We start from the raw sequence: 22,591 nt of genomic DNA on the forward strand, positions 1-22,591 counted from the left end.
ACGGCAGCCCTCGTGGCTGCCGTTGTCGTTATAATCCGCGCCATTGCGTAACCGACAGGCTGTTATTCCCTTGGAAATCATCGATACCGCGGCGTCCGAAGTGGCCGCCGAAGGCTTTTACCGAATCGCCCTGGGCGTTGAATACAAAGGCACCCGCTATCGCGGCTGGCAGCGCCAGGGCGATGGCGTGATCAGCGTGCAGCAGACCCTCGAGGAAGCCCTGTCGAAAGTGGCCGCCGAGCCGATCACCGTGCAATGCGCCGGGCGCACCGATGCCGGCGTGCATGCCAGCGGCCAGGTCGTGCACTTCGATACCCGCGCCATCCGCGACCCCAAGGCCTGGACCATGGGCGCCAATAGTCATCTGCCCCACGACATCAGCGTGTCCTGGGCCGAGCGGATGCCGGCGCATTTCCATGCGCGCTTCAAGGCGTTCGCCCGGCGCTATCGCTATGTGATCTACAACGACCAGATCCGCCCGGCGCACCTTGGCGACCAGGTCACCTGGAACCATCGTCCGCTGGACGTCGAGCGCATGGCCGAGGCGGCGCGCTGCCTGTTGGGTACCCATGACTTCAGTGCCTTCCGCGCCGGCCAGTGCCAGGCCAAGTCGCCGATCAAGACCATCCACCATCTGCGGGTCACCCGCCACGGCAAGATGATCGTCCTGGATATCCGTGCCAGCGCATTCCTCCACCATATGGTGCGCAATATCGCCGGGGTGCTGATGACCATCGGTGCCGGCGAGCGCCCGGTTGAGTGGGCGGCGCAGATCCTTGCCAGCCTCGACCGCCGGCAGGCCGCGGCCACCGCCCATCCGTTCGGCCTCTACCTGGTACAGGTGGAATACCCGGAGGAGTTCGTCCTGCCCGAGCGTTTCATCGGCCCGCATTTCCTCACCGGTTTCGAGTTTCCAACGGCTGACGACCCGACGGTCATTTGCTAACATCCGGGACTTTCGCCCTCTGGAGATTCGCTGCCCATGTCTGCCGTTCGCAGCAAGATCTGCGGTATTACCCGCGTGGAAGACGCGCTGGCCGCAGCCCAGGCGGGGGCCGACGCCATCGGCCTGGTGTTCTACGCCAAGAGCCCGCGGGCGGTAAGCGTGCAGCAGGCGCGGGAGATCATCGCCGCGCTGCCGCCGTTCGTCACCACCGTCGGCCTGTTCGTCAACGCCAGCCGTTGCGAGCTCAACGAGATTCTCGAAGCGGTGCCGCTGGACCTGCTGCAGTTCCATGGCGACGAAACCCCGGAAGCGTGCGACGGCTACCACCGCCCGTGGATCAAGGCCCTGCGCGTGCGTGCCGGGGATGACCTGGAAGCCGAATGCAAGCGCTACGCCCGAGCCAGCGGCATTCTGCTCGACACCTATGTGGCCGGCGTGCCTGGCGGCACCGGCGAAGCCTTCGACTGGGCGCTGGTGCCCGGGCACCTGAGCAAGCCGATCATCCTCGCTGGCGGCCTGAATCCGCACAACGTCGGCGCGGCGATCGCCCAGGTGCGGCCGTATGCGGTGGATGTCAGCGGAGGGGTGGAACAGGCCAAGGGCATCAAGGATGCGGCGCGCATCGACGCCTTCCTCGATGCGGTACGCCGCGCGTGATGCGTGCCGATGTGACGACGGCGGGCAAGGCATCGTCCATAACTTTCGCAGCCCAGTGCTGCCAGGCCAGGCCCTTGGGCCGGCCATACGAATCGACGAGCGGTCGCATGCCGTCCGGGCCAGCGCTTTCGGCGCGCCCACGGCTGCGGCCGGTGTTTCCGAAGCATTTTTGAAGCTCAAGGGCATACGCGCGATCCGGCACTCAATCCCTGCCGGTCGCCGCTACTGGAGAAATAAAGCATGAGCAACTGGTTAGTAGACAAACTGATTCCATCGATCATGCGTTCCGAGGTGAAGAAGAGTTCGGTTCCCGAAGGCCTGTGGCACAAATGCCCGTCCTGCGAAGCCGTGCTTTACCGTCCGGAACTGGAAAAGACCCTGGACGTCTGCCCCAAGTGCAACCATCACATGCGCATCGGCGCGCGTACCCGCCTGAACATCTTCCTCGACCCTGAAGGCCGCAACGAGCTGGGCGCCGAGCTCGAGCCGGTGGACCGCCTGAAATTCCGCGATGGCAAGAAGTACAAGGACCGCCTGGCCGCCGCGCAGAAGCAGATCGGCGAGAAAGACGCGCTGATCTCCATGAGCGGCACCCTGATGGGCATGCCGATCGTGGTCAGCGCCTTCGAATTCTCCTTCATGGGCGGCTCGATGGGCGCCGTGGTCGGCGAGCGTTTCGTCCGCGCTGCCAATTACGCCCTGGAAAACCGCTGCCCGATGGTCTGCTTCTCGGCCTCCGGCGGTGCACGCATGCAGGAAGCGCTGATCTCCCTGATGCAGATGGCCAAGACCTCCGCCGCCCTGGCGCGCCTGCGCGAAGAAGGCATCCCCTTCATCTCGGTACTGACCGACCCGGTCTACGGCGGCGTTTCCGCCAGCCTGGCGATGCTCGGCGACGTCATCGTCGGTGAGCCGAAGGCCCTGATCGGCTTCGCCGGCCCGCGGGTAATCGAGCAGACCGTGCGCGAGAAACTGCCGGAAGGCTTCCAGCGCAGCGAGTTCCTCCTGGAACACGGCGCCATCGACCTGATCATCCACCGCGCCGAACTGCGTCCGCGCCTGGCGAAGATCCTCGCGCAGATGACCGGCCAGCCGTCGCCGAAGTATGTACCTTCGGCGGTTGACGCGGTAGTCGTGCCACCGGCGCCTGCCACCGTATGACCCAACGTACCCTTGGCGAATGGCTCGCCTACCTTGAGCAGTTGCACCCTTCGGCCATCGACATGGGCCTGGAGCGCTCCCGCGAGGTAGCGACCCGGCTCGGGCTGGGCAAGCCGGCGCCTCGGGTGGTGACTGTCACCGGCACCAACGGCAAGGGTTCGACCTGCGCCTTCATCGCCGCGCTGCTCAAGGCGCAGGGGCTGAAGGCGGGCGTCTACAGCTCGCCGCACCTGCTGCGCTACAACGAGCGGGTGCAGCTCGACGGCGTCGAGGCCAGCGATGAGCAACTGTGCCAGGCCTTCGCCGCCGTCGAAGCGGCCCGCGGTGAAATTTCCCTGACCTATTTCGAAATGGGCACCCTGGCGGCCTTCTGGCTGTTCAGTCGCTCGGCGCTGGACGCCGTGGTCCTCGAAGTGGGCCTGGGCGGGCGCCTGGACGCGGTCAATCTGGTGGATGCGGACCTTGCCGTGGTCACCAGCATCGGTGTCGACCATGCCGACTGGCTGGGCAACACCCGTGAGTCCGTGGCCTTCGAGAAGGCCGGGATCTTCCGCCAGGACCGCCCGGCGCTGTGCGGCGACCTGAACCCGCCGCAACCGCTGCAGGACAAGGCCCGTGAGCTGAACTGCCCGTTCTTCCTGCGCGGGCGTGATTTCGACCTCGCCTACAGCGAACAGTGCTGGCAATGGCGTGGTGTCGATGCTCGCGGTAGCGACGTCGAGTTGCACGACCTGCCGCTGCTGGACCTGCCGATGGAGAACGCCGCGCTTGCCCTGCAGGCCTATCTGCTGCTGGATCTGCCGTGGGATGCCGCGGTGGTTGCCAGGGCCTTGCAGGAGGCGCGCATCGTCGGGCGCCTGGACCGTCGCCAGTTCGACTGGAACGGCAAGCGCCTGAATATCCTGCTCGACGTAGGCCACAACCCGCATGCTGCCGAATACCTGGCCGAGCGCCTGGCGGCGCGTCCGGTCGCGGGCAAGCGCCTGGCGGTGTTCGGCCTGCTCAGCGACAAGGACCTGGGTGGCGTGATCCAGCCGTTGCTGCCGCATGTTCGTCATTGGGCCGTGGCTACACTGGATACAGCGCGCAGCCGTCCGGCCGCCGAGTTGCAAGCGGCACTGGAGAACCTTGGTGCAGCGGTGCAGTCCTATTCCAGCGTTGCACAGGCCCTGGAGGGGCAGTGCGCGCAGGCGACGGCGGATGACGAGATCCTGCTGTTCGGATCATTTTTCTGTGTCGGCGAAGCCCTGGAGTGGCTGGGCCGGCAGGCCATGGAGGACTGAGCCAATGGCGGGGCTGGACAAGGTCATGAAACAACGCATGGTCGGGGCACTGGTGCTGGTGGCCCTGGCAGTCATCTTCCTGCCGATGCTGTTCACCAAGCAGGACGAACTGCGCCAGGTCAAGGTCGAGGCACCTGCGGCCCCTGCCGTACCGGCGCTGCCGCAGGTGCAGGTCGAACCGGTACAGGTACCCGAGCCCCAGGTGATTGCGGACGAGAGCGTCGCCGACCAGCCGCAGACGGCGCCGGCTACGCCGATCGCCCCGGTCCAACAGGCGCCGGTCCAGCAGCCGGTTGTCCAGCAGGAAGCAGCGAAGCCGAGCACACCGGTACCAACCCCGCAGCCTGCGGCCAAGCCTGCCCCTGCTCCGGCAGTCGCGGCGGCCCCGGCTGCGGCCAAACCGGCTGCGCAAACCCCGGCGCCAACCCAGGCCAGCGCCAGCAAGGTCGACCCGAATGGCCTGCCGGTCAGCTGGTCGGTGCAACTGGCCAGCCTGTCCAACCGCGCCAGCGCCGACAGCCTGCAGAAAACCCTGCGCACCCAGGGCTACAACGCCTATATCCGCTCTGCCGACGGCATGAACCGGGTGTTCGTCGGCCCGGTCATCGAGCGTGCCGAAGCCGAGCGCCTGCGCGATGTCATCAGCCGACAGCAGAAGCTCAAGGGCTTCGTTGTCCGTTTCCAGCCCGAACGTGGCTGAAATCTGCCGTCCAGCGCCTGCGCCGGACGGCAAATCACTGCTTACCCATAGTCCTGCGCTCTGGTAAAATGCGCCGCCTCAACCGTTCGCAGGCAACACCGTGGCATTTACCTGGGTCGACTGGGCGATTCTCGCGATCATCGCCATTTCTTCGCTGATCAGTCTCAAGCGCGGCTTCGTCAAGGAAGCTCTGTCCCTGCTCACCTGGATCGTCGCTGGTGCGGTGGCGTGGATGTTCGGCGGCTCCGCCGCGCAGTACCTCGAGAGCTATATCCAGACGCCGTCCGCCCGGGTCATCGGTGGTTGCGCCATCGTCTTCGTCGCCACCCTGCTGGTGGGGGCGATGATCAATTTTCTGCTCGGCGAGCTGATTCGGGTCACCGGGCTGTCCGGGACCGATCGCTTCCTCGGCATGGCCTTCGGTGCCGCCCGTGGGGCATTGCTTGTCGTGGTGGCCGTCGGGCTGTTGAGCCTGGGGCCGGTACAACAGGATCCATGGTGGCAGGAGTCGCGGCTCTTGCCACAATTTCTATTGGTGGCTGACTGGTCGAAGAACCTCATCCTGGGGTTGACCAGCCAGTGGCTAGCCAGCGGAATCAGCGCTCCCGCTGATCTGCCGTTCAAGGAACAGCTCCTGGGGCCAAAAGCTCCGTGAGCACCGTTCAGTCCAGTTTCATTAAGTAGGGGTTGCGTCGCATGTGTGGCATCGTCGGTATCGTCGGTAAGTCGAACGTCAATCAGGCGCTGTATGACGCGCTTACGGTCCTCCAGCACCGCGGCCAGGACGCTGCCGGTATCGTGACCAGCCATGATGGCCGGTTATTCCTGCGCAAGGACAACGGCCTGGTCCGTGACGTCTTCCAGCAGCGCCATATGCAGCGCCTGGTCGGCCACATGGGCATCGGCCACGTGCGCTACCCAACCGCGGGCAGCTCGACCTCGGCCGAGGCCCAGCCGTTCTACGTCAACTCGCCGTATGGCATCACCCTGGCGCACAACGGCAACCTGACCAACGTCGAGCAGTTGGCCAAGGAGATCTACGAGTCCGACCTGCGCCACGTCAACACCAACTCCGACTCGGAAGTCCTGCTCAACGTCTTCGCCCATGAACTGGCGGTGCGCGGCAAGCTGCAACCCACCGAGGAAGACGTGTTCGCCGCGGTCACCGACGTGCACAACCGCTGCGTCGGCGGCTACGCGGTGGTGGCCATGATCACCGGCTACGGCATCGTCGGCTTCCGTGACCCCAACGGCATCCGCCCGATCGTCTTCGGCCAGCGTCACACCGACGAAGGCGTCGAGTACATGATCGCCTCGGAAAGCGTCTCGCTGGACGTGCTCGGCTTCACCCTGATCCGCGACCTGGCCCCGGGCGAAGCGGTGTACATCACCGAGGAAGGCAAGCTGCACACCCGTCAGTGCGCGACCAACCCGAAACTCTCGCCGTGCATCTTCGAACACGTCTACCTGGCCCGCCCCGACTCCATCATCGATGGCGTCTCGGTGTACAAGGCGCGCCTGCGCATGGGCGAGAAGCTGGCGGAGAAGATCCAGCGCGAGCGTCCCGACCACGACATCGACGTGGTCATCCCGATCCCGGACACCAGCCGCACCGCGGCCCTGGAGCTGGCCAACCACCTGGGCGTGAAGTTCCGCGAAGGTTTCGTCAAGAACCGCTACATCGGCCGCACCTTCATCATGCCGGGCCAGGCCGCGCGGAAAAAATCCGTACGCCAGAAGCTCAACGCCATCGAGCTGGAGTTCCGCGGCAAGAACGTGATGCTGGTGGACGACTCCATCGTGCGCGGCACCACCTGCAAGCAGATCATCCAGATGGCCCGCGAAGCCGGCGCCAAGAACGTCTACTTCTGCTCCGCGGCCCCGGCCGTGCGCTTCCCCAACGTCTACGGCATCGACATGCCGAGCGCCCACGAGCTGATCGCTCACAACCGCAGCACCCAGGATGTCGCCGACCTGATCGGCGCCGACTGGCTGGTCTACCAGGACCTGCCTGACCTGATCGAAGCGGTTGGCGGCGGCAAGATCAAGATCGAGCACTTCGACTGCGCGGTATTCGACGGCCAGTACGTCACCGGCGACGTCGACGCAGCCTACCTGGAACGCATCGAGCGGGCCCGCAACGACCTCGCGAAAGCCAAGAACCAGGCGGTCAGCGCGATCATCGACCTTCACAACAACTGATATAGGAGCAACGGCATGACACAGGAATGGGATGCCGGGCGCCTGGACAGCGACCTCGACGGGGTCGCTTTCGATACGCTGGCGGTACGCGCCGGCCAGCATCGCACGCCGGAAGGTGAGCACAGCGATCCGCTGTTCTTCACCTCCAGCTACGTGTTCCGTACCGCGGCCGATGCCGCGGCGCGGTTCGCCGGCGAGGTTCCAGGCAACGTCTATTCGCGTTACACCAACCCTACCGTACGGGCTTTCGAGGAGCGCATCGCCGCCCTGGAAGGCGCCGAGCAGGCGGTCGCCACCTCCACTGGCATGGCGGCGATCCTCGCCACGGTGATGTCGTTCTGCAGCGCCGGCGACCATGTGCTGGTTTCGCAGAGCGTGTTCGGCTCGACCATCAGCCTGTTCGAGAAATACTTCAAGCGCTTCGGCATCCAGGTGGACTACGTGCCGCTGGCCGACCTGGGCGCGTGGGAACAGGCGTTCAAGGCCAACACCAAGCTGCTCTTTGTCGAGTCGCCATCGAATCCGCTCGCCGAACTGGTGGATATCGCCGCGCTGGCGGAAATCGCCCACGCCAAGGGCGCCCAGCTGGTTGTGGATAACTGCTTCAGCACCCCGGCGCTGCAGCAGCCGCTGGAACTGGGTGCGGACATCGTCATGCACTCGGCGACCAAGTTCATCGACGGCCAGGGCCGTTGCATGGGCGGCGTGGTCGCCGGTCGCAGCGAGCAGATGAAGGAAGTGGTCGGTTTCATCCGTACCGCTGGCCCTTCGCTGAGCCCGTTCAACGCCTGGATCTTCCTCAAGGGCCTCGAAACCCTGAACCTGCGCATGCGCGCCCACTGCGCCAATGCCCAGGCACTGGCCGAATGGCTGGAGCAGCAGGACGGCATCGAGAAGGTGCACTACGCCGGCCTGCCAAGCCACCCGCAGCACGAACTGGCCAAGCGCCAGATGAAGGGCTTCGGTGCAGTGGTGAGCTTCGAGGTCAAGGGCGGCAAGGAGGGCGCCTGGCGCTTCATCGACGCCACCCGGCTGATCTCGATCACCGCCAACCTCGGTGACGCCAAGACCACCATCACCCACCCGGGCACCACCTCCCACGGCCGTCTGTCGCCGCAGGAGCGTGAAGCGGCCGGGATCCGCGACAGCCTGATCCGTGTCGCGGTGGGCCTGGAAGACGTGGCCGACCTCAAGGCCGACCTCGCCCGTGGCCTGGCGGCGCTGTGATCGACTGGTCGGTTGCCGAGCGAAGCCATAACGGTCGCGTGGCGCTGGTCACCGGCGCTGCCCGCGGCATCGGCCTGGGCATCGCCGCCTGGCTGATCGCCGAGGGCTGGCAGGTAGTCCTCACCGACCTTGACCGCGTGCGCGGGGCCAAGGTCGCCAAGGTGCTGGGCGACAACGCCTGGTTCGTCGGCATGGATGTGTCCGACGAAGTCCAGGTGACCCTCGCCGTGGCTGAAGTCCTCGGCCAGTTCGGCCGCCTCGATGCACTGGTGTGCAACGCGGCGATCGCCGATCCGCACAACACTACCCTCGAAAGCCTCAGCCTCGCCCACTGGAACCGCGTCATGGCGGTCAACCTTAGCGGGCCGATGCTGTTGGCCAAGCATTGCGCGCCTTACCTGCGTGCGCACTGCGGGGCCATCGTCAACCTGACCTCGACCCGTGCCCGCCAGTCCGAGCCGGATACCGAGGCCTATGCGGCGAGCAAGGGTGGCCTGCTGGCGCTGACCCATGCCTTGGCCATGAGCCTGGGCCCGGAGATCCGCGTCAATGCCGTCAGCCCCGGCTGGATCGATGCCCGTGATCCTTCCGCGCGGCGTGCCGAGCCCCTCAGCGACGCCGACCATGCCCAGCATCCGGCGGGCAGGGTGGGGACGGTGGAGGACGTGGCGGCGGCAGTGGCCTGGCTGCTGTCGAAGAATGCCGGGTTCGTGACCGGGCAGGAGTTCATCGTCGACGGTGGCATGACGCGGAAGATGATTTACCAGTGACAGCCGCTTGAGGAATCGCAGGTTTGTGCTACCGCCTGAGGTTGGGGCGGTGGAGGAGGGAATGAGCTTTTTTGTCCTTTTTGAAAAAAACTTCAATGGGGCTATTGACTTAGGTTCGTTACCTGCGTAAATTTCGCGGCCTCAGCGAAGCAAACGTAACAAAGCAGAAACACAGCGAAAGCAGTGATGATGCAAGAAAGTTAGGTTTGATGAGTTTGGGTGATTAGCTCAGCCGGGAGAGCATCTGCCTTACAAGCAGAGGGTCGGCGGTTCGATCCCGTCATCACCCACCACTTCCTGGGAAGTTCCTGACCCGGATCGCTTCGAAAGAAACGGTCTACCAGAGAGGAACAGGACGCAAGTCCACATCGCGCAGCGGTAGTTCAGTCGGTTAGAATACCGGCCTGTCACGCCGGGGGTCGCGGGTTCGAGTCCCGTCCGCTGCGCCACTTTTCTCCAGATCGGTTCATGACCGGTTTGAGGTCCGAAGGTACCGAAGCCTTCAGGCCAGATCCCAGTTTCAAGCAGGCGAAAGCCTGTGCGATACGCAGCGGTAGTTCAGTCGGTTAGAATACCGGCCTGTCACGCCGGGGGTCGCGGGTTCGAGTCCCGTCCGCTGCGCCATATCCGCCTCGAGGCCCTTGAACTCCTCGAAGCAAAACGAAGAAAGCGACCTCCGGGTCGCTTTTTTCGTTTCTGGCGTTTCTGTTTTACCTTTCGGGCCCTATCGCTGGCAAGCCAGCTCCCACAAACCTGTGGGAGCTGGCTTGTCGGACCGCCGAACCGCAGCGATAGGGCCTCCAAGTCATGCCTGTCGGCAGATGCGACTAATTATTTCCACATGCCATCCGTTCTTCTGGGAGACAAGCCCGGCCGCTGTCATGGCCGGGGCGTGCACCTACAGGAAAACGAAAAATGGGCATCGAACGCGACGCATCCGGCCTGACCCTGTTCTGCCTGCCTTATTCCGGCGCCAGCGCCACCTGCTACAGCCCATGGAAGCACAAGCTGCCTGCCTGGCTGAGCATCCGCCCGCTGGAGCTGCCCGGCCGCGGCATGCGCATGGACGAACCGCTGCACACCGATATGGCCGCCCTGGCCAGGCTGCTGGCCGACGAAATTGCCGTCGAGCTGGACCGCCCCTACGCATTGTTCGGCCATAGCCTTGGCGGCCTGCTGGCCTTCGAGCTGGCCCATGTGCTGCGCGAGCGCGGCCTGCCGCAACCCTTGTGCCTGTTCGCTTCGGCCACCGCCGGCCCGTCCCGTCGCGATGTCAGCGAGTACGCCCGCGAAAAGACCGACGCCGAACTGATCGATCGTTTGCGCGAACTCGGCGGCACCAGCGAAGGCGTATTGGCCAACCAGGAACTGCTGGAGCTGATCCTGCCGATCCTGCGTGCCGACTTCCTGCTCTGCGGCAGCTTCAACCATGGCCAGCGCGAGCCGCTGGACCTGCCGATCCATGTATTCGGCGGCAAGCGCGACACGGTCAAGGTCGAGGAACTGCTGGACTGGCAGGAGGACACCTGCACCGGCTTTTCCCTCGATATGTTCGAAGGCCATCACTTCTACCTGATCGACGAACAGGCCCAATTGCTCCGGCAGATCCGCCGCTACGCCGAAGAGCACCTGTCCCGCTGGCGCAATCGTGCCGGGCGCCAGCCCGCCCAGGCCGCCGGCTGAGCCAACGCGACAGCACGCGTCGGCTCGGCCGGCGCGTTTTCTTTTCGTCACCCGCCCCCTTTTTTTGCCAAGCCCGAATTCAAGCAGGAACACTCCATGGACGCGTTCGAACTCCCCGTCACCCTGGCCCAGTCCCTCCAACGTCGTGCCGCACAGACGCCGGATCGTCTGGCCCTGCGCTTTCTGTCCGACGAACAGGACCAGGGCAGCGTGCTGACCTACCGTGACCTCGACCAGCGTGCCCGCACCATCGCCGCCGCCCTGCAAGGCCAGGCGCAAGCGGGCGACCGCGCCATCCTGCTGTTCCCCAGCGGCCCGGACTACGTCGCTGCTTTCTACGGCTGCCTGTATGCCGGGATCATCGCCGTTCCGGCCTATCCACCGGAGTCCAACCGCCGCCACCATCAGGAGCGCCTGCTGTCGATCATCGCCGACGCCGAGCCGGCCCTGGTGCTGACCGCCGCCGCGCTGCGCGACAGCCTGCTGGAAGTCGAAGCGCTGGCTGCCGAAGGCGCCCCGGCGCTGCTCTGCGTCGATACCCTGGAACACACCGACACCTGGGTCGCACCGGAGCTGACCGGCGACCATATCGCCTTCCTGCAATACACTTCCGGCTCCACCGCGCTGCCCAAGGGCGTGCAGGTCAGCCACGGCAACCTGGTCGCCAACGAACAGCTCATCCGTCACGGTTTTGGCATCGATCTCAACCCGGACGACGTGATCGTCAGTTGGCTGCCGCTGTACCACGACATGGGCCTGATCGGCGGCCTGCTGCAGCCGATCTTCAGCGGCGTGCCCTGCGTGCTGATGTCCCCGGCCTATTTCCTGACCCGCCCGCTGCGCTGGCTCGAAGCGATCAGCGAGTACAAAGGCACCATCAGCGGCGGCCCGGACTTCGCCTACCAGTTGTGCGCCGCCCGGGTCAGCGAGTCGGCCCTGGCCCGGCTCGACCTCAGCGGCTGGCGCGTCGCCTATTCCGGCTCCGAGCCGATCCGCCTTGATAGCCTGGAGGCCTTCGCCGAGAAGTTCGCCGCCTGCGGTTTCGACGCCAGCAGCTTCTTCGCTTCCTATGGCCTGGCCGAAGCCACCCTGTTCGTCGCCGGTGGCAAGCGCGGCCAGGGCATCCCGCACCTGCGCCTCGACGAGCAGGAGCTGGCGCGCAACATCGCCAGGGCGGGGCAGGGCAACCCGGTGATGAGCTGCGGTACCAGCCAGCCGGAACACGCCGTGCTGATCGCCGATCCGCAAAGCCTGGACAGGCTTGGCGAGAACCAGGTCGGTGAAGTCTGGGCCAGCGGCCCGAGCATCGCCCATGGCTATTGGCGCAACCCGCAAGCCACGGCGAAAACCTTCGTCCAGCACGACGGCCAGACCTGGCTGCGTACCGGCGATCTTGGCTTCATGCGCGACGGCGAGCTGTACATAACGGGGCGTCTCAAGGACATGCTGATCGTCCGCGGCCAGAATATTTATCCACAGGACATCGAGCAGACCATCGAGCGCGAGGTCGAGGTGGTGCGCAAGGGCCGGGTCGCTGCCTTCGCCGTCAACCAGGACGGTATCGAAGGCATCGGCATCGCTGCGGAAATCGGCCGCAGCGTGCAGAAGAACGTGCCCGCCGAAGACCTGATCCGTACCCTGCGCGAAACCGTCGCCGACGCTTATCAACAGGCCCCGGCCGTCGTCGTGCTGCTCAACCCGGGCGCACTGCCGAAGACGTCCAGCGGCAAGCTGCAACGCTCCGCCTGCCGCACCCGCCTGGCCGACGGCAGCCTCGACAGCTACGCGGTGTTCCCGCAAATCGGTGCCAAGGCCAGCGACACCGCCCTGGCCCGGTCCAACCTCGGTGAACTGGTCGCGCGCACCTGGCGCGAACACCTGCAAGTGGACGACATCGCTGCCGACGACCACTTCTTCCTGCTCGGCGGCAACTCCATCCTCGCCACCCAGGTGGTCGCCAGCCTGCGTGACGCCCTGGACATCGAGCTGAACCTGCGCCTGCTGTTCGAAGCGCCGACCCTGCAAGGCTTCGTCGCCGCCATCGAAGGCGCCCGGTCGGGTGCGCAAGCCCAGGGCGGCATCGCCCGTCTGGCCGGTGACGAAGGCCTGCCTCAGTCTCTCGCCCAGAACCGCCTATGGTTCACCTGGCAACTGGATCCGCAGAGCAGCGCCTACAACATCCCGGCCGGCCTCACGCTGCGTGGCGAGCTGGACGAAACCGCTCTGCGCAGTGCCTTCCAGCGCCTTGTCGAACGCCACGAATCCCTGCGCACGCGCTTTTACGAAGTGGACGGCGTGGCCCTGCAACGCATCGACCCTGCCGGCCAGTTCTACCTCCAGCGCATCGACCTCGGCGATCTCGACGAAGACGAGCGCCGCAGTCGTGCCCAGGCCATCCGCGAAGAACAGGCACGCCTGCCGTTCGACCTGGAAAACGGCCCGCTGCTGCGGGTGCAATTGCTCCGCCTGGACGAACAGGAACACCAGTTGCTGGTGACCCTGCACCACATCATCGCCGACGGCTGGTCGCTGAACGTGCTCATCGACGAGTTCTCGCGGCTCTACGCCGCCGCCGTTCAGGAGCAGCCGCTGACCCTGGAGCCCCTGCCGGTGCGCTACGCCGACTACGGCCAGTGGCAGCGCGAGTGGCTGGCCCGTGGTGAGGCCGAGCGCCAACTGGCCTACTGGCAAGAGCAGTTGGGCGACGAACACCCGAGCCTGAGCCTCGCCACCGATCACCCACGCTCCACCCGCCAGCAGCACAGTGCCTCGCGCTACAGCCTGCGCCTGAGCGCCGAGCAGAGCAAAGCCCTCAAGGCAGCGGCCCAGGGCAGCCAGTCCACGCCGTTCATGCTGTTGCTGAGCGCTTTCCAGGCCCTGTTGCACCGCTACAGCGGCCAGATCGATATCCGTATTGGCGTGCCCGGCGCCAACCGTCCGCGCCGAGAGACCCAGGGCCTGATCGGCTTCTTCATCAATACCCTGGTGCTGCGCGCCGAACTGGATTCGCGCCTGCCCTTCGCCGAGCTGCTGAAGCGTACCCGCCAGGCGGCACTGGAGGCCCAGGCCAACCAGGACCTGCCGTTCGATCAACTGGTCGAAGCCTTCCCCCAGGCCCGCGAGCAGGGCCTGTTCCAGGTCATGTTCAACCACCAGCAACGCGACCTCGGCGCCCTGCGTCGCCTGCCCGGCCTGCTCGCCGACGAACTGCCGTGGCACAGCCGCGAGGCCAAGTTCGATCTGCAACTGCACAGCGAGGAAGACCGCAGCGGGCGCATCAACCTGTCCTTCGATTACGCCGACGAGCTGTTCGAGCGCGCCACCATCCAGCGCCTGGCCGAGCATTATGTGCGCCTGCTGGCCCAAGTCTGCGCATCGGCCGATATTGCCCTCGGTGACCTGCACCTGCTCGACGAAGCCGAACAGGCCCGCCAGGCCAGCTGGAGCGTCGCCCCGTGCACACCGGCCAGCCGCTGGTTGCCGGAGCTGCTCAATGAACAGGCCCAGCGCAGCCCCGAGCGCACCGCGCTGGTGTGGGAGGGCGGCAGCCTTGATTTCGCCGGCCTGCATGCCCAGGCCAACCGCCTGGCCAACTACCTGCGCGACAAGGGCGTCGGTCCGGACGTGAAGGTGGCGATCGCCGTCGAGCGCTCGCCGCAACTGCTGATCGGCCTGCTCGCCATCCTCAAGGCCGGCGGTGCCTATGTGCCGCTGGACCCTGACTACCCGAGCGATCGCCTGGCCTACATGCTGAGCGACAGCGGCGTGTCGCTGCTGCTGACCCAAAGCCATCTGCTCGGTGATATGCCCAATGCCGAAGGCGTCAGCGCCATCGCCCTCGACACCCTCAAGCTGGACAACTGGCCGAGCCATGCGCCGGGCCTGCACCTGCACGGCGACAACCTCGCCTATGTGATCTACACCTCCGGCTCCACCGGCCTGCCGAAAGGCGTCGGCAACACCCACGCGGCCCTGGCCGAGCGCCTGCAATGGATGCAGGCCACCTACCAGCTAGACGACAGCGACGTGCTGATGCAGAAGGCGCCGATCAGCTTCGACGTCTCGGTGTGGGAATGCTTCTGGCCGCTGATCACCGGTTGCCAGCTGGTGATTGCCGCACCGGGCGAGCACCGCGATCCGCATCGCATCGCCCAGTTGGTCCAGCAACACGGCGTGACCACGCTGCACTTCGTCCCGCCGCTGCTCCAGCTGTTTATCGACGAACCGCTGACGGCCAATTGCACCAGCCTGCGCCGGGTGTTCTCCGGTGGCGAGGCGCTGCCTGCCGAATTGCGCAACCGCGTACTGGCGCAACTGCCCAACGCTCAATTGCACAACCGCTACGGCCCCACCGAAACCGCGATCAACGTTACCCACTGGCATTGCCAGGTTAGCGATGGTGCCCGGTCGCCAATTGGCCGGCCGCTGGGCAACGTGGTCTGCCGGGTCCTCGACAGCGAACTGAATGCCCAGCCGGATGGCGTGGCCGGTGAGCTGTGCATCGGTGGCCTGGGGCTGGCCCGCGGCTACCTGGGCCGCGCTGCGCTGACAGCCGAACGCTTCGTCCCGGATGCCGCCGGCGAGCCGGGCGCGCGCCTGTACCGCACCGGCGACCGCGTGCGCTGGGCCGCCGATGGCGCGCTGGAGTACTTCGGCCGTCTCGATCATCAGGTCAAGCTGCGCGGCTTTCGCGTCGAGCCGCAGGAAATCGAGGCCCGCCTGCTGGCGCTGGACGGCGTTGGCCAGGCGGCCGTGGTGGTGCGCCAGACTGTTGCCGGTCCGCAACTGGTCGGCTATTTCACCGCCGAGAAAACCGGGGAGGGCGAGGCTGCACAGAGCGCCCGCCTGAAGGCCGAACTGGCCCTGGAACTGCCGGAGTACATGGTTCCGGCACAACTGGTGCGCATGGACGCGATGCCCCTGGGCCCGAGCGGCAAGCTGGACCGCCGCGCATTGCCCGAGCCGCACTGGCAGTCCCGCGAACATATCGAGCCGCAGACCGAACTGGAGCACAGCATCGCCGCCATCTGGCGCGAAGTGCTGGGCGTGCCGCAGGTCGGCCTGGCCGATGACTTCTTCGAACTGGGCGGGCACTCGCTGCTGGCAACCCAGATCATTTCCCGGGTGCGCCAGGCCTGCGACGTCGAACTGCCGCTGCGGGTGCTGTTCGACCACCGCGAGCTGGGCGCCTTCGCCGAGCAGATCGCTGCGCTGCAGGCCACTGGCGCACGCAACAGCCAGCAGGCCATCGCCAGGGTCGATCGCAGCCAGCCGGTGCCGCTGTCCTACTCGCAGCAGCGCATGTGGTTCCTCTGGCAGATGGAGCCGGACAGCCCCGCCTATAACGTCGGCGGCATGGCACGGCTCAGTGGCGCCTTCGATATCGGCTGCTTCGAAGCGGCCCTGCAGGCGCTGATTCTGCGTCACGAAACCCTGCGCACCACCTTCCCCAGCGTCAATGGCGTGGCCTGCCAGAAGGTTTCCGAAGAGACCGGCGTGGCCATGCAGTGGCTGGACATATCCACACTGGCGGCCGCCGAACGTCAGGTGCGCCTGCAAGCCTTCGCCGACAGCGAGGCGCACAGGCCCTTCGACCTGGAAACCGGCCCGCTGCTGCGCGCCTGCCTGGTCAAGGCGGGCGAGCAGGAGCACTACTTCGTGCTGACCCTGCACCATATCGTCACCGAAGGCTGGGCGATGGACATCTTCGCCCGCGAACTGGGCCTGCTCTACGAGGCCTTCCTCGTTGGCAAGCCATCGCCGCTGGAGCCGCTGGCGGTGCAGTACCTCGACTACAGCGTGTGGCAGCGCCAGTGGCTGGAGTCCGGCGAGCGCCAGCGCCAGCTGGACTACTGGACTGCACAACTGGGCAAGGAACACCCGCTGCTGGAACTGCCCGGCGACCGTCCGCGTCCTGCCGTACAAAGCCACCAGGGCGAACTGCTGCGCTTCGACCTCAGCGATGACCTGGCCGGCCGCGTGCGCGCCTTCAACGCCAGGAACGGCCTGACCCTGTTCATGACCATGACCGCCACCCTGGCGGTGCTGCTCTACCGCTACAGCGGCCAGACCGACCTGCGCATCGGCGCCCCGGTGGCCAACCGCATCCGTCCGGAAAGCGAAGGCCTGATCGGCGCCTTCCTCAACACCCAGGTGCTGCGCGTGCAGCTCGACGGGCAGATGCGCGTCGGTGAGCTGATCGAGCAGGTGCGCCAGACCGTGATCGACGGCCAGTCCCACCAGGACCTGCCGTTCGACCATCTGGTGGAAGCCCTGCAGCCGCCGCGCAGCGCGGCCTGGAACCCGCTGTTCCAGGTGATGTGCAACGTGCAGCGCTGGGAATTCCAGCAAAGCCGCGAGCTGGCCGGGATGACCGTCGAGTACCTGGTCAACGACGCCCGCGCCACCAAGTTCGACCTCAACCTCGAAGTCACCGAGCTTGACCATCGCCTGGGCTGCTGCCTGACCTACAGCACCGACCTGTTCGACGAGCCGCGTATCGCCCGTATGGCCGCCCACTGGCGCAACCTGCTGGAAGCGCTGCTGGCCGATCCGCAACAGCGCCTGGCCGAGCTGCCGTTGCTGGCTGACGACGAGCGCCAGCAGCTGTTCGACAGCCTCGGCGTGGAACCTGGCGAGCAGCGTCTCGACCAGTGCATCCACAGCCTGTTCAGCGCGCGGGCCAAGGCCGCGCCGCACGCCGGCGCATTGACCTTCCGCGGCCAGACCCTCAGCTACGCCGAGCTGGATGCCCGGGCCAACCGCCTGGCCTGGATGCTCCGCGAGCAAGGGGTCGGCCCGCAGGTGCGGGTCGGCCTGGCGCTGGAGCGTTCGCTGGAAATGGTCATCGGCTTGCTGGCGATCCTTAAGGCCGGCGGCGCCTATGTGCCGCTGGACCCGGAGTACCCGCTGGAACGCCTGCACTACATGATCCGCGACAGCGGCGTGCGCCTGCTGCTCAGCCACACCAGGTTGCTCGAAGCCCTCGGTGAGCTGCCGGAAGGCGTGGCGCGCTGGAGCCTGGAGGACGACCTGGCGAAACTGGCCGCTTACCCGGACAGCGAACCGCCGTTCATCAGCCTGCCGCAGCACCAGGCCTACCTGATCTACACCTCCGGCTCCACCGGCCTGCCGAAGGGCGTGGTGGTCAGCCATGGTGAAATCGCCATGCACTGCCAGGCGGTGATCAAACGCTTCGACATGCGCCCGAGCGACTGCGAGCTGCATTTCTACTCGATCAACTTCGACGCCGCCACCGAGCGTCTGCTGGTACCGCTGCTGAGCGGTGCACGGGTGGTGCTGCGGGCCCAGGGCCAATGGGATGCCGAAGAAATCTGTGCGCTGATTCGCGAGCAGGGCGTGAACATCCTCGGCTTCACCCCGAGCTACGGCAGCCAGTTGGCGCAGTGGCTGGCGACCCGGCAGCAGCGCCTGCCGGTGCGCATGTGCATCACCGGCGGCGAGGCCCTGACCGGCGAACACCTGCAACGCATTCGCGCGGCCTTTGCCCCGGAGCTGTTCTTCAATGCCTACGGCCCCACCGAAACCGTGGTCATGCCCCTGGCCTGCCTGGCGCCGGCCGAACTGGAAGAGGGCCAGGCCAGCGTGCCGATCGGCAGCGTGGTGGGAGCGCGGGTCGCCTATATCCTCGATACCGACCTGGCCCTGGTGCCGCAGGGCGCCACGGGTGAGCTGTATGTCGGCGGGGCAGGGCTGGCGGTGGGTTATCACGAGCGTGCCGGCCTCACCGCCGAGCGCTTCGTCGCCGACCCGTTCGCCAGCGACGGCGGCCGCCTGTACCGCACCGGCGACCTGGTGCGCCAGCGTGCCGACGGGCTGGTGGAATACATCGGCCGGGTCGACCACCAGGTGAAGATCCGTGGCTTCCGTATCGAACTGGGCGAGATCGAAAGCCGCCTGCTGGAACATGCCGCCATCCGCGAAGCGGTGGTGCTGGCGCTGGATACGCCGGCGGGCAAGCAACTGGCCGGTTACCTGGTCAGCGATGTCGCCAATCAGGATGAAGCACAGCAGGCCCACCTGCGTGACGAACTGAAGGCCGCGCTCAAGGCGCAACTGCCGGACTACATGGTCCCGACCCACCTGGTCCTGCTCGACGCCATGCCGCTGACCGCCAACGGCAAGCTCGATCGCCGCGCCCTGCCGATGCCGGATCCGGAGCTGAACCGCCAGCACTACATGGCGCCTACCAGCGAGCTGGAACAGCGCCTGGCGCGGATCTGGGGCGAGGTGCTGAACGTCGCCAGGGTCGGCCTCAACGACAACTTCTTCGAGCTGGGTGGCGACTCGATCCTGTCGATCCAGGTGGTCAGCCGTGGCCGTGCCGCCGACATCCATTTCACCCCGCGCGACCTGTTCCAGCACCAGACCGTGCAGGCCCTGGCCGCCGTTGCCACCACCCGCGAAGTGGTCAGCGCCGAGCAGGGGCAACTGACCGGTGCTTCGGCACTCACGCCGATCCAGCACTGGTTCTTCGAAACCCCGATCGCCAACCGGCAGCACTGGAACCAGGCGGTCCTGCTGGAGCCGACCCAGGTGCTCGATGCCGTGCAACTGGAACAGGCATTGAAGGTCCTGCAACAGCAGCATGACGCCCTGCGCCTCGGCTTCCGCGAGCAGGAGGGCGCCTGGCAGGCGGCCTTCCGCGATGGCGACGACAGCCTGCTGCGGGTCGCCCAGGTCAGCGACATGGCCCAATGCACCGTGCTCTACGACGAAGCCCAGCGCAGCCTCGACCTGCAACAGGGCCCGCTGCTGCGCGCCTTACTGGTCAGTGGCCCACAAGGTGAACAGCGCCTGCTGCTGGCGATCCATCACCTGGTGGTGGATGGCGTGTCCTGGCGCGTGCTGCTGGAAGACCTGCAAAACGCTTATCGCCAACAGCCGCTGCCGGCCAAGACCAGCGCCATGCGCGACTGGGCCGAGCGCCTGGCCGCCCATGCCGCCAGCGATTCGCTGCGCGAGGAACGCGACTGGTGGCTGGCCCACCTGGGCAGCGAGGCCATGCCGCTGCCGGGCACCGACAAGGCCGGTGGCCAGGAAAACCGCCATGCCGCCAGCGTCAGCGTACGCCTGGATGCCCAGCGCACCCGCCAGTTGCTGCAACAGGCACCGAGCGCCTACCGCACCCAGGTCAACGACCTGCTGCTGACCGCCCTGGCCCGTGTGCTTTGCCAGTGGACCGAGCAGCCGTCGGCGCTGGTCCAGCTGGAAGGCCATGGCCGCGAAAGCCTGTTCGACGGGATTGACCTGACCCGCAGCGTCGGCTGGTTCACCAGCGCCTATCCGCTGCGCCTGACTCCGGCGGCCGACCTGTCCGGTTCGATCAAGGCGATCAAGGAACAACTGCGCGAAGTACCGCACAAGGGCCTCGGCTACGGCGTGCTGCGCTACCTCGGCGACGCCGACAGCCGTGCCGCGATGCAGGCACTGCCGGTGGCGCCGGTGACCTTCAACTACCTCGGCCAGTTCGACCAGAGCTTTGCCAGCGACGCGCTGTTCCGCCCGCAGGAAGAGTCTGCCGGAACGGCCCATGACCCGCAGGCGCCGCTGCCCAACGAGCTGAGCATCGATGCCCAGGTCTATGGCGGCGAACTGGTCCTGCGCTGGACCTTCAGCGCCGAGCGTCACCAGCAGGCGACCATCGAAGCCATCGCCAAGGCTTACCTGGCCCAGTTGCAGGCGCTGGTCGAGCATTGCCTGGATGAAGGCAGCGGCGGCCTGACCCCGTCCGACTTCCCCCTGGCGCGCCTGACCCAGGCCGAGCTGGACGCGCTGCCGGTGCCGGCGGCACGGATCGAGGATGTCTACCCGCTGACCCCGATGCAGGAGGGCATGCTCCTGCATACCCTGCTGGAACCGGGCACCGGCTTGTACTACATGCAGGACCGCTACCGCATCGACAGCGCCCTCGACCCCGAGCGCTTCACCCGCGCCTGGCAGGCCGTGGTGGCCCGCCATGAAGCGCTGCGCGCCTCCTTCTGTTGGGATATCGGCGAAGGCATGCTCCAGGTTATCCACAAGCCGGGCGATACCCCGGTGGACTACCTCGACTGGCGTGGCATTCCTGCCGAACAGCAGGAAGCGCAACTGCAAGCCCTGCACAAGCGCGAGCGCGAGGCCGGCTTCGATCTGCTGCACCAGGCGCCGTTCCACCTGCGCCTGATCCGCGTCGGCGAGGCCAGCTACTGGTTCATGATGAGCAACCACCACATCCTCATCGATGCCTGGTGCCGTTCGTTGCTGATGAACGACTTCTTCGACCTTTACATGGCCCTTGGCGAAGGCCGCGATGCGCAACTGCCGCCGGCCCCGCGCTACCGCGACTATATCGGCTGGCTGCAACAGCGCGGCCTGGAGCAGGCCCGTGACTGGTGGCGGGCCAGCCTGCGCGGTTTCGAGCGGCCGACGCCGATTCCCAGCGACCGGCCGTACCTGCGCGAGCATGCCGGCGAAAGCGGCGGCATGATCGTCGGCGATGTCTACACCCGCCTCGACGAAAGCGACGGCGCCCGCCTGCGCGAGCTGGCGCAGCAGCACCAGCTGACCGTCAACACCTTCGCCCAGGCCGCCTGGGCCCTGACCCTGCGCCGCCTGAGCGGCGAACGCGACGTGCTGTTCGGCGTCACCGTGGCCGGGCGCCCGGTGGATATGCCGCAGATGCAGCGCACCGTCGGCCTGTTCATCAACACCATCGCCCTGCGTGTCGGTTTGCCCGGCGATGGCGAGCGGCAGAGCGTGCGCCAGTGGCTGAACGGCCTGCTCGACAGCAACATGCAATTGCGCGAGTACGAATACCTGCCGCTGGTGAATATCCAGGAGCTCAGCGAGCTGCCCAAGGGCCTGCCGCTGTTCGACAGCCTGTTCGTGTTCGAGAACGCGCCGGTGGAAGTCTCGGTGCTGGACCGTGCACAAAGCCTGAATGCCACCTCGGATTCCGGCCGCACCCACACCAACTATCCGCTGACTGCCGTGTGCTACCCGGGCGATGACCTTGGCCTGCACCTGTCCTACGACCAGCGCTACTTCGACCAGAGCACCGTCGAAGGCATGCTGGCGGAGTTCAAGCGCCTGCTGCTGGCGCTGGTGGAAGGCTTCCACGGCGATATGGCGGCGCTGCCGCTGCTGGGCGAGGGGGAGCGCGAGTTCCTGACCCGCGGCGTCAACCAGAGCGCCCGCGAGTATCCGCTGGAGCGCAGTTATGTGGTGCAGTTCGAGGAGCGGGTTGCGGCCCATCCCGAGCGGATTGCCGTAAGCCATCTGGCCGACCGCATCAGTTACCAAGTACTCAACGAGGCCGCCAACCGCCTGGGCCATGCCCTGATCACGGCGGGCGCCGGCTTCGACCAGCCGATCGCCCTTTTGACCGAGCGCGGCCCGGATCTGCTGGGCATGATTATTGGCAGCTTCAAGGCCGGCGCAGGTTACCTGCCGTTGGACCCGGCGCTGCCGAACCAGCGCCTGAGCGGCGTGATCGGGCAGAGCAGGGCGCCGGTGCTGGTGTGCAGCGCCGCCTGCGAAGCCCAGGCCCGTGAGCTGCTGTTCGGCAATGAAGCGGTGCAACTGCTGGTCTGGGAACAGGTCCAGCAAAGTACCGAAACCACCAATCCCGGTCGCTATAGCAGCCCGGACAACCTGGCCTACGTGATCTTCACTTCCGGCTCCACCGGCCTGCCGAAAGGCGTGATGGTCGAACAGCGCGGCATGCTCAACAACCAGCTGAGCAAGGTCCCGTACCTCGACCTGAGCGACAAGGACGTGATCGCCCAGACCGCCTCGCAGAGCTTCGACATTTCGGTCTGGCAGTTCCTCGCCGCACCGCTGTTCGGCGCCCGGGTGGATATCGTGCCGAACGATATCGCCCGTGATCCACAAGCGCTGCTGGCGCACGTTCAGCAGCAAGGCATCAGCGTGCTGGAAAGCGTGCCGTCGCTGATCCAGG

The 22,591-nt window shown here is 66.3% G+C and carries 11 protein-coding genes and 3 tRNA genes; all 14 read left to right on the forward strand.

Annotation, left to right across the window (positions count from 1 at the left end):
- The first annotated feature begins 70 nt into the window (after positions 1 to 70).
- On the forward strand, positions 71 to 946 hold the full coding sequence (gene truA, locus N7650_RS24840) for a tRNA pseudouridine(38-40) synthase TruA (protein ID WP_279900471.1): 876 nt from the start codon (positions 71 to 73) through the stop codon (positions 944 to 946).
- 36 nt (positions 947 to 982) lie between these two features.
- Positions 983 to 1,603, forward strand: coding sequence for a phosphoribosylanthranilate isomerase (locus tag N7650_RS24845; protein ID WP_279900473.1), 621 nt, complete (start codon positions 983 to 985; stop codon positions 1,601 to 1,603).
- A gap of 240 nt (positions 1,604 to 1,843) precedes the next feature.
- A complete protein-coding gene (gene accD / locus N7650_RS24850; protein WP_009403098.1) occupies positions 1,844 to 2,764 on the forward strand; it encodes an acetyl-CoA carboxylase, carboxyltransferase subunit beta in 921 nt (306 codons plus the stop codon).
- Positions 2,761 to 4,047 carry a bifunctional tetrahydrofolate synthase/dihydrofolate synthase gene (gene folC / locus N7650_RS24855; protein WP_279900475.1) on the forward strand — a complete coding sequence of 429 codons (1,287 nt, stop codon included), beginning with the start codon at positions 2,761 to 2,763 and terminating at the stop codon, positions 4,045 to 4,047. The genes accD and folC overlap by 4 nt, the downstream gene beginning before the upstream one ends.
- Before the next feature lie 4 nt (positions 4,048 to 4,051).
- A complete protein-coding gene (locus tag N7650_RS24860; RefSeq protein ID WP_279900476.1) occupies positions 4,052 to 4,747 on the forward strand; it encodes an SPOR domain-containing protein in 696 nt (231 codons plus the stop codon).
- Positions 4,748 to 4,847: 100 nt separating this feature from the next.
- Positions 4,848 to 5,402 carry a CvpA family protein gene (locus tag N7650_RS24865; protein WP_009403101.1) on the forward strand — a complete coding sequence of 185 codons (555 nt, stop codon included), beginning with the start codon at positions 4,848 to 4,850 and terminating at the stop codon, positions 5,400 to 5,402.
- Positions 5,403 to 5,443: 41 nt separating this feature from the next.
- On the forward strand, positions 5,444 to 6,949 hold the full coding sequence (purF, locus tag N7650_RS24870; protein ID WP_009403102.1) for an amidophosphoribosyltransferase: 1,506 nt from the start codon (positions 5,444 to 5,446) through the stop codon (positions 6,947 to 6,949).
- Positions 6,950 to 6,964: 15 nt separating this feature from the next.
- Entirely contained in the window at positions 6,965 to 8,176 is a 1,212-nt protein-coding gene (locus N7650_RS24875) for an O-succinylhomoserine sulfhydrylase (RefSeq protein ID WP_009403103.1), read from the forward strand.
- Positions 8,173 to 8,946, forward strand: coding sequence for an SDR family oxidoreductase (locus N7650_RS24880; RefSeq protein WP_009403104.1), 774 nt, complete (start codon positions 8,173 to 8,175; stop codon positions 8,944 to 8,946). Before N7650_RS24875 ends, N7650_RS24880 begins: the two co-directional genes overlap by 4 nt.
- Before the next feature lie 217 nt (positions 8,947 to 9,163).
- Positions 9,164 to 9,239 (forward strand) — tRNA-Val (locus tag N7650_RS24885).
- Between the two features lie 79 nt (positions 9,240 to 9,318).
- Positions 9,319 to 9,395 (forward strand) — tRNA-Asp (locus N7650_RS24890).
- Positions 9,396 to 9,493: 98 nt separating this feature from the next.
- Positions 9,494 to 9,570: transfer RNA gene (locus tag N7650_RS24895), tRNA-Asp, on the forward strand.
- A 291-nt stretch (positions 9,571 to 9,861) separates the two neighbouring features.
- Positions 9,862 to 10,629 (forward strand): alpha/beta fold hydrolase, encoded by a 768-nt coding sequence (locus tag N7650_RS24900; RefSeq protein ID WP_064304852.1) that lies wholly within the window; start codon positions 9,862 to 9,864, stop codon positions 10,627 to 10,629.
- Positions 10,630 to 10,725: 96 nt separating this feature from the next.
- Positions 10,726 to 22,591 (forward strand): non-ribosomal peptide synthase/polyketide synthase (locus N7650_RS24905; protein WP_279900478.1); only part of this gene is annotated, 11,866 nt, incomplete at its 3' end.

Source organism: Pseudomonas sp. GD04058 (assembly GCF_029836855.1).
In the GTDB taxonomy this organism is placed as follows: Bacteria; Pseudomonadota; Gammaproteobacteria; order Pseudomonadales; family Pseudomonadaceae; genus Aquipseudomonas; species Aquipseudomonas bharatica.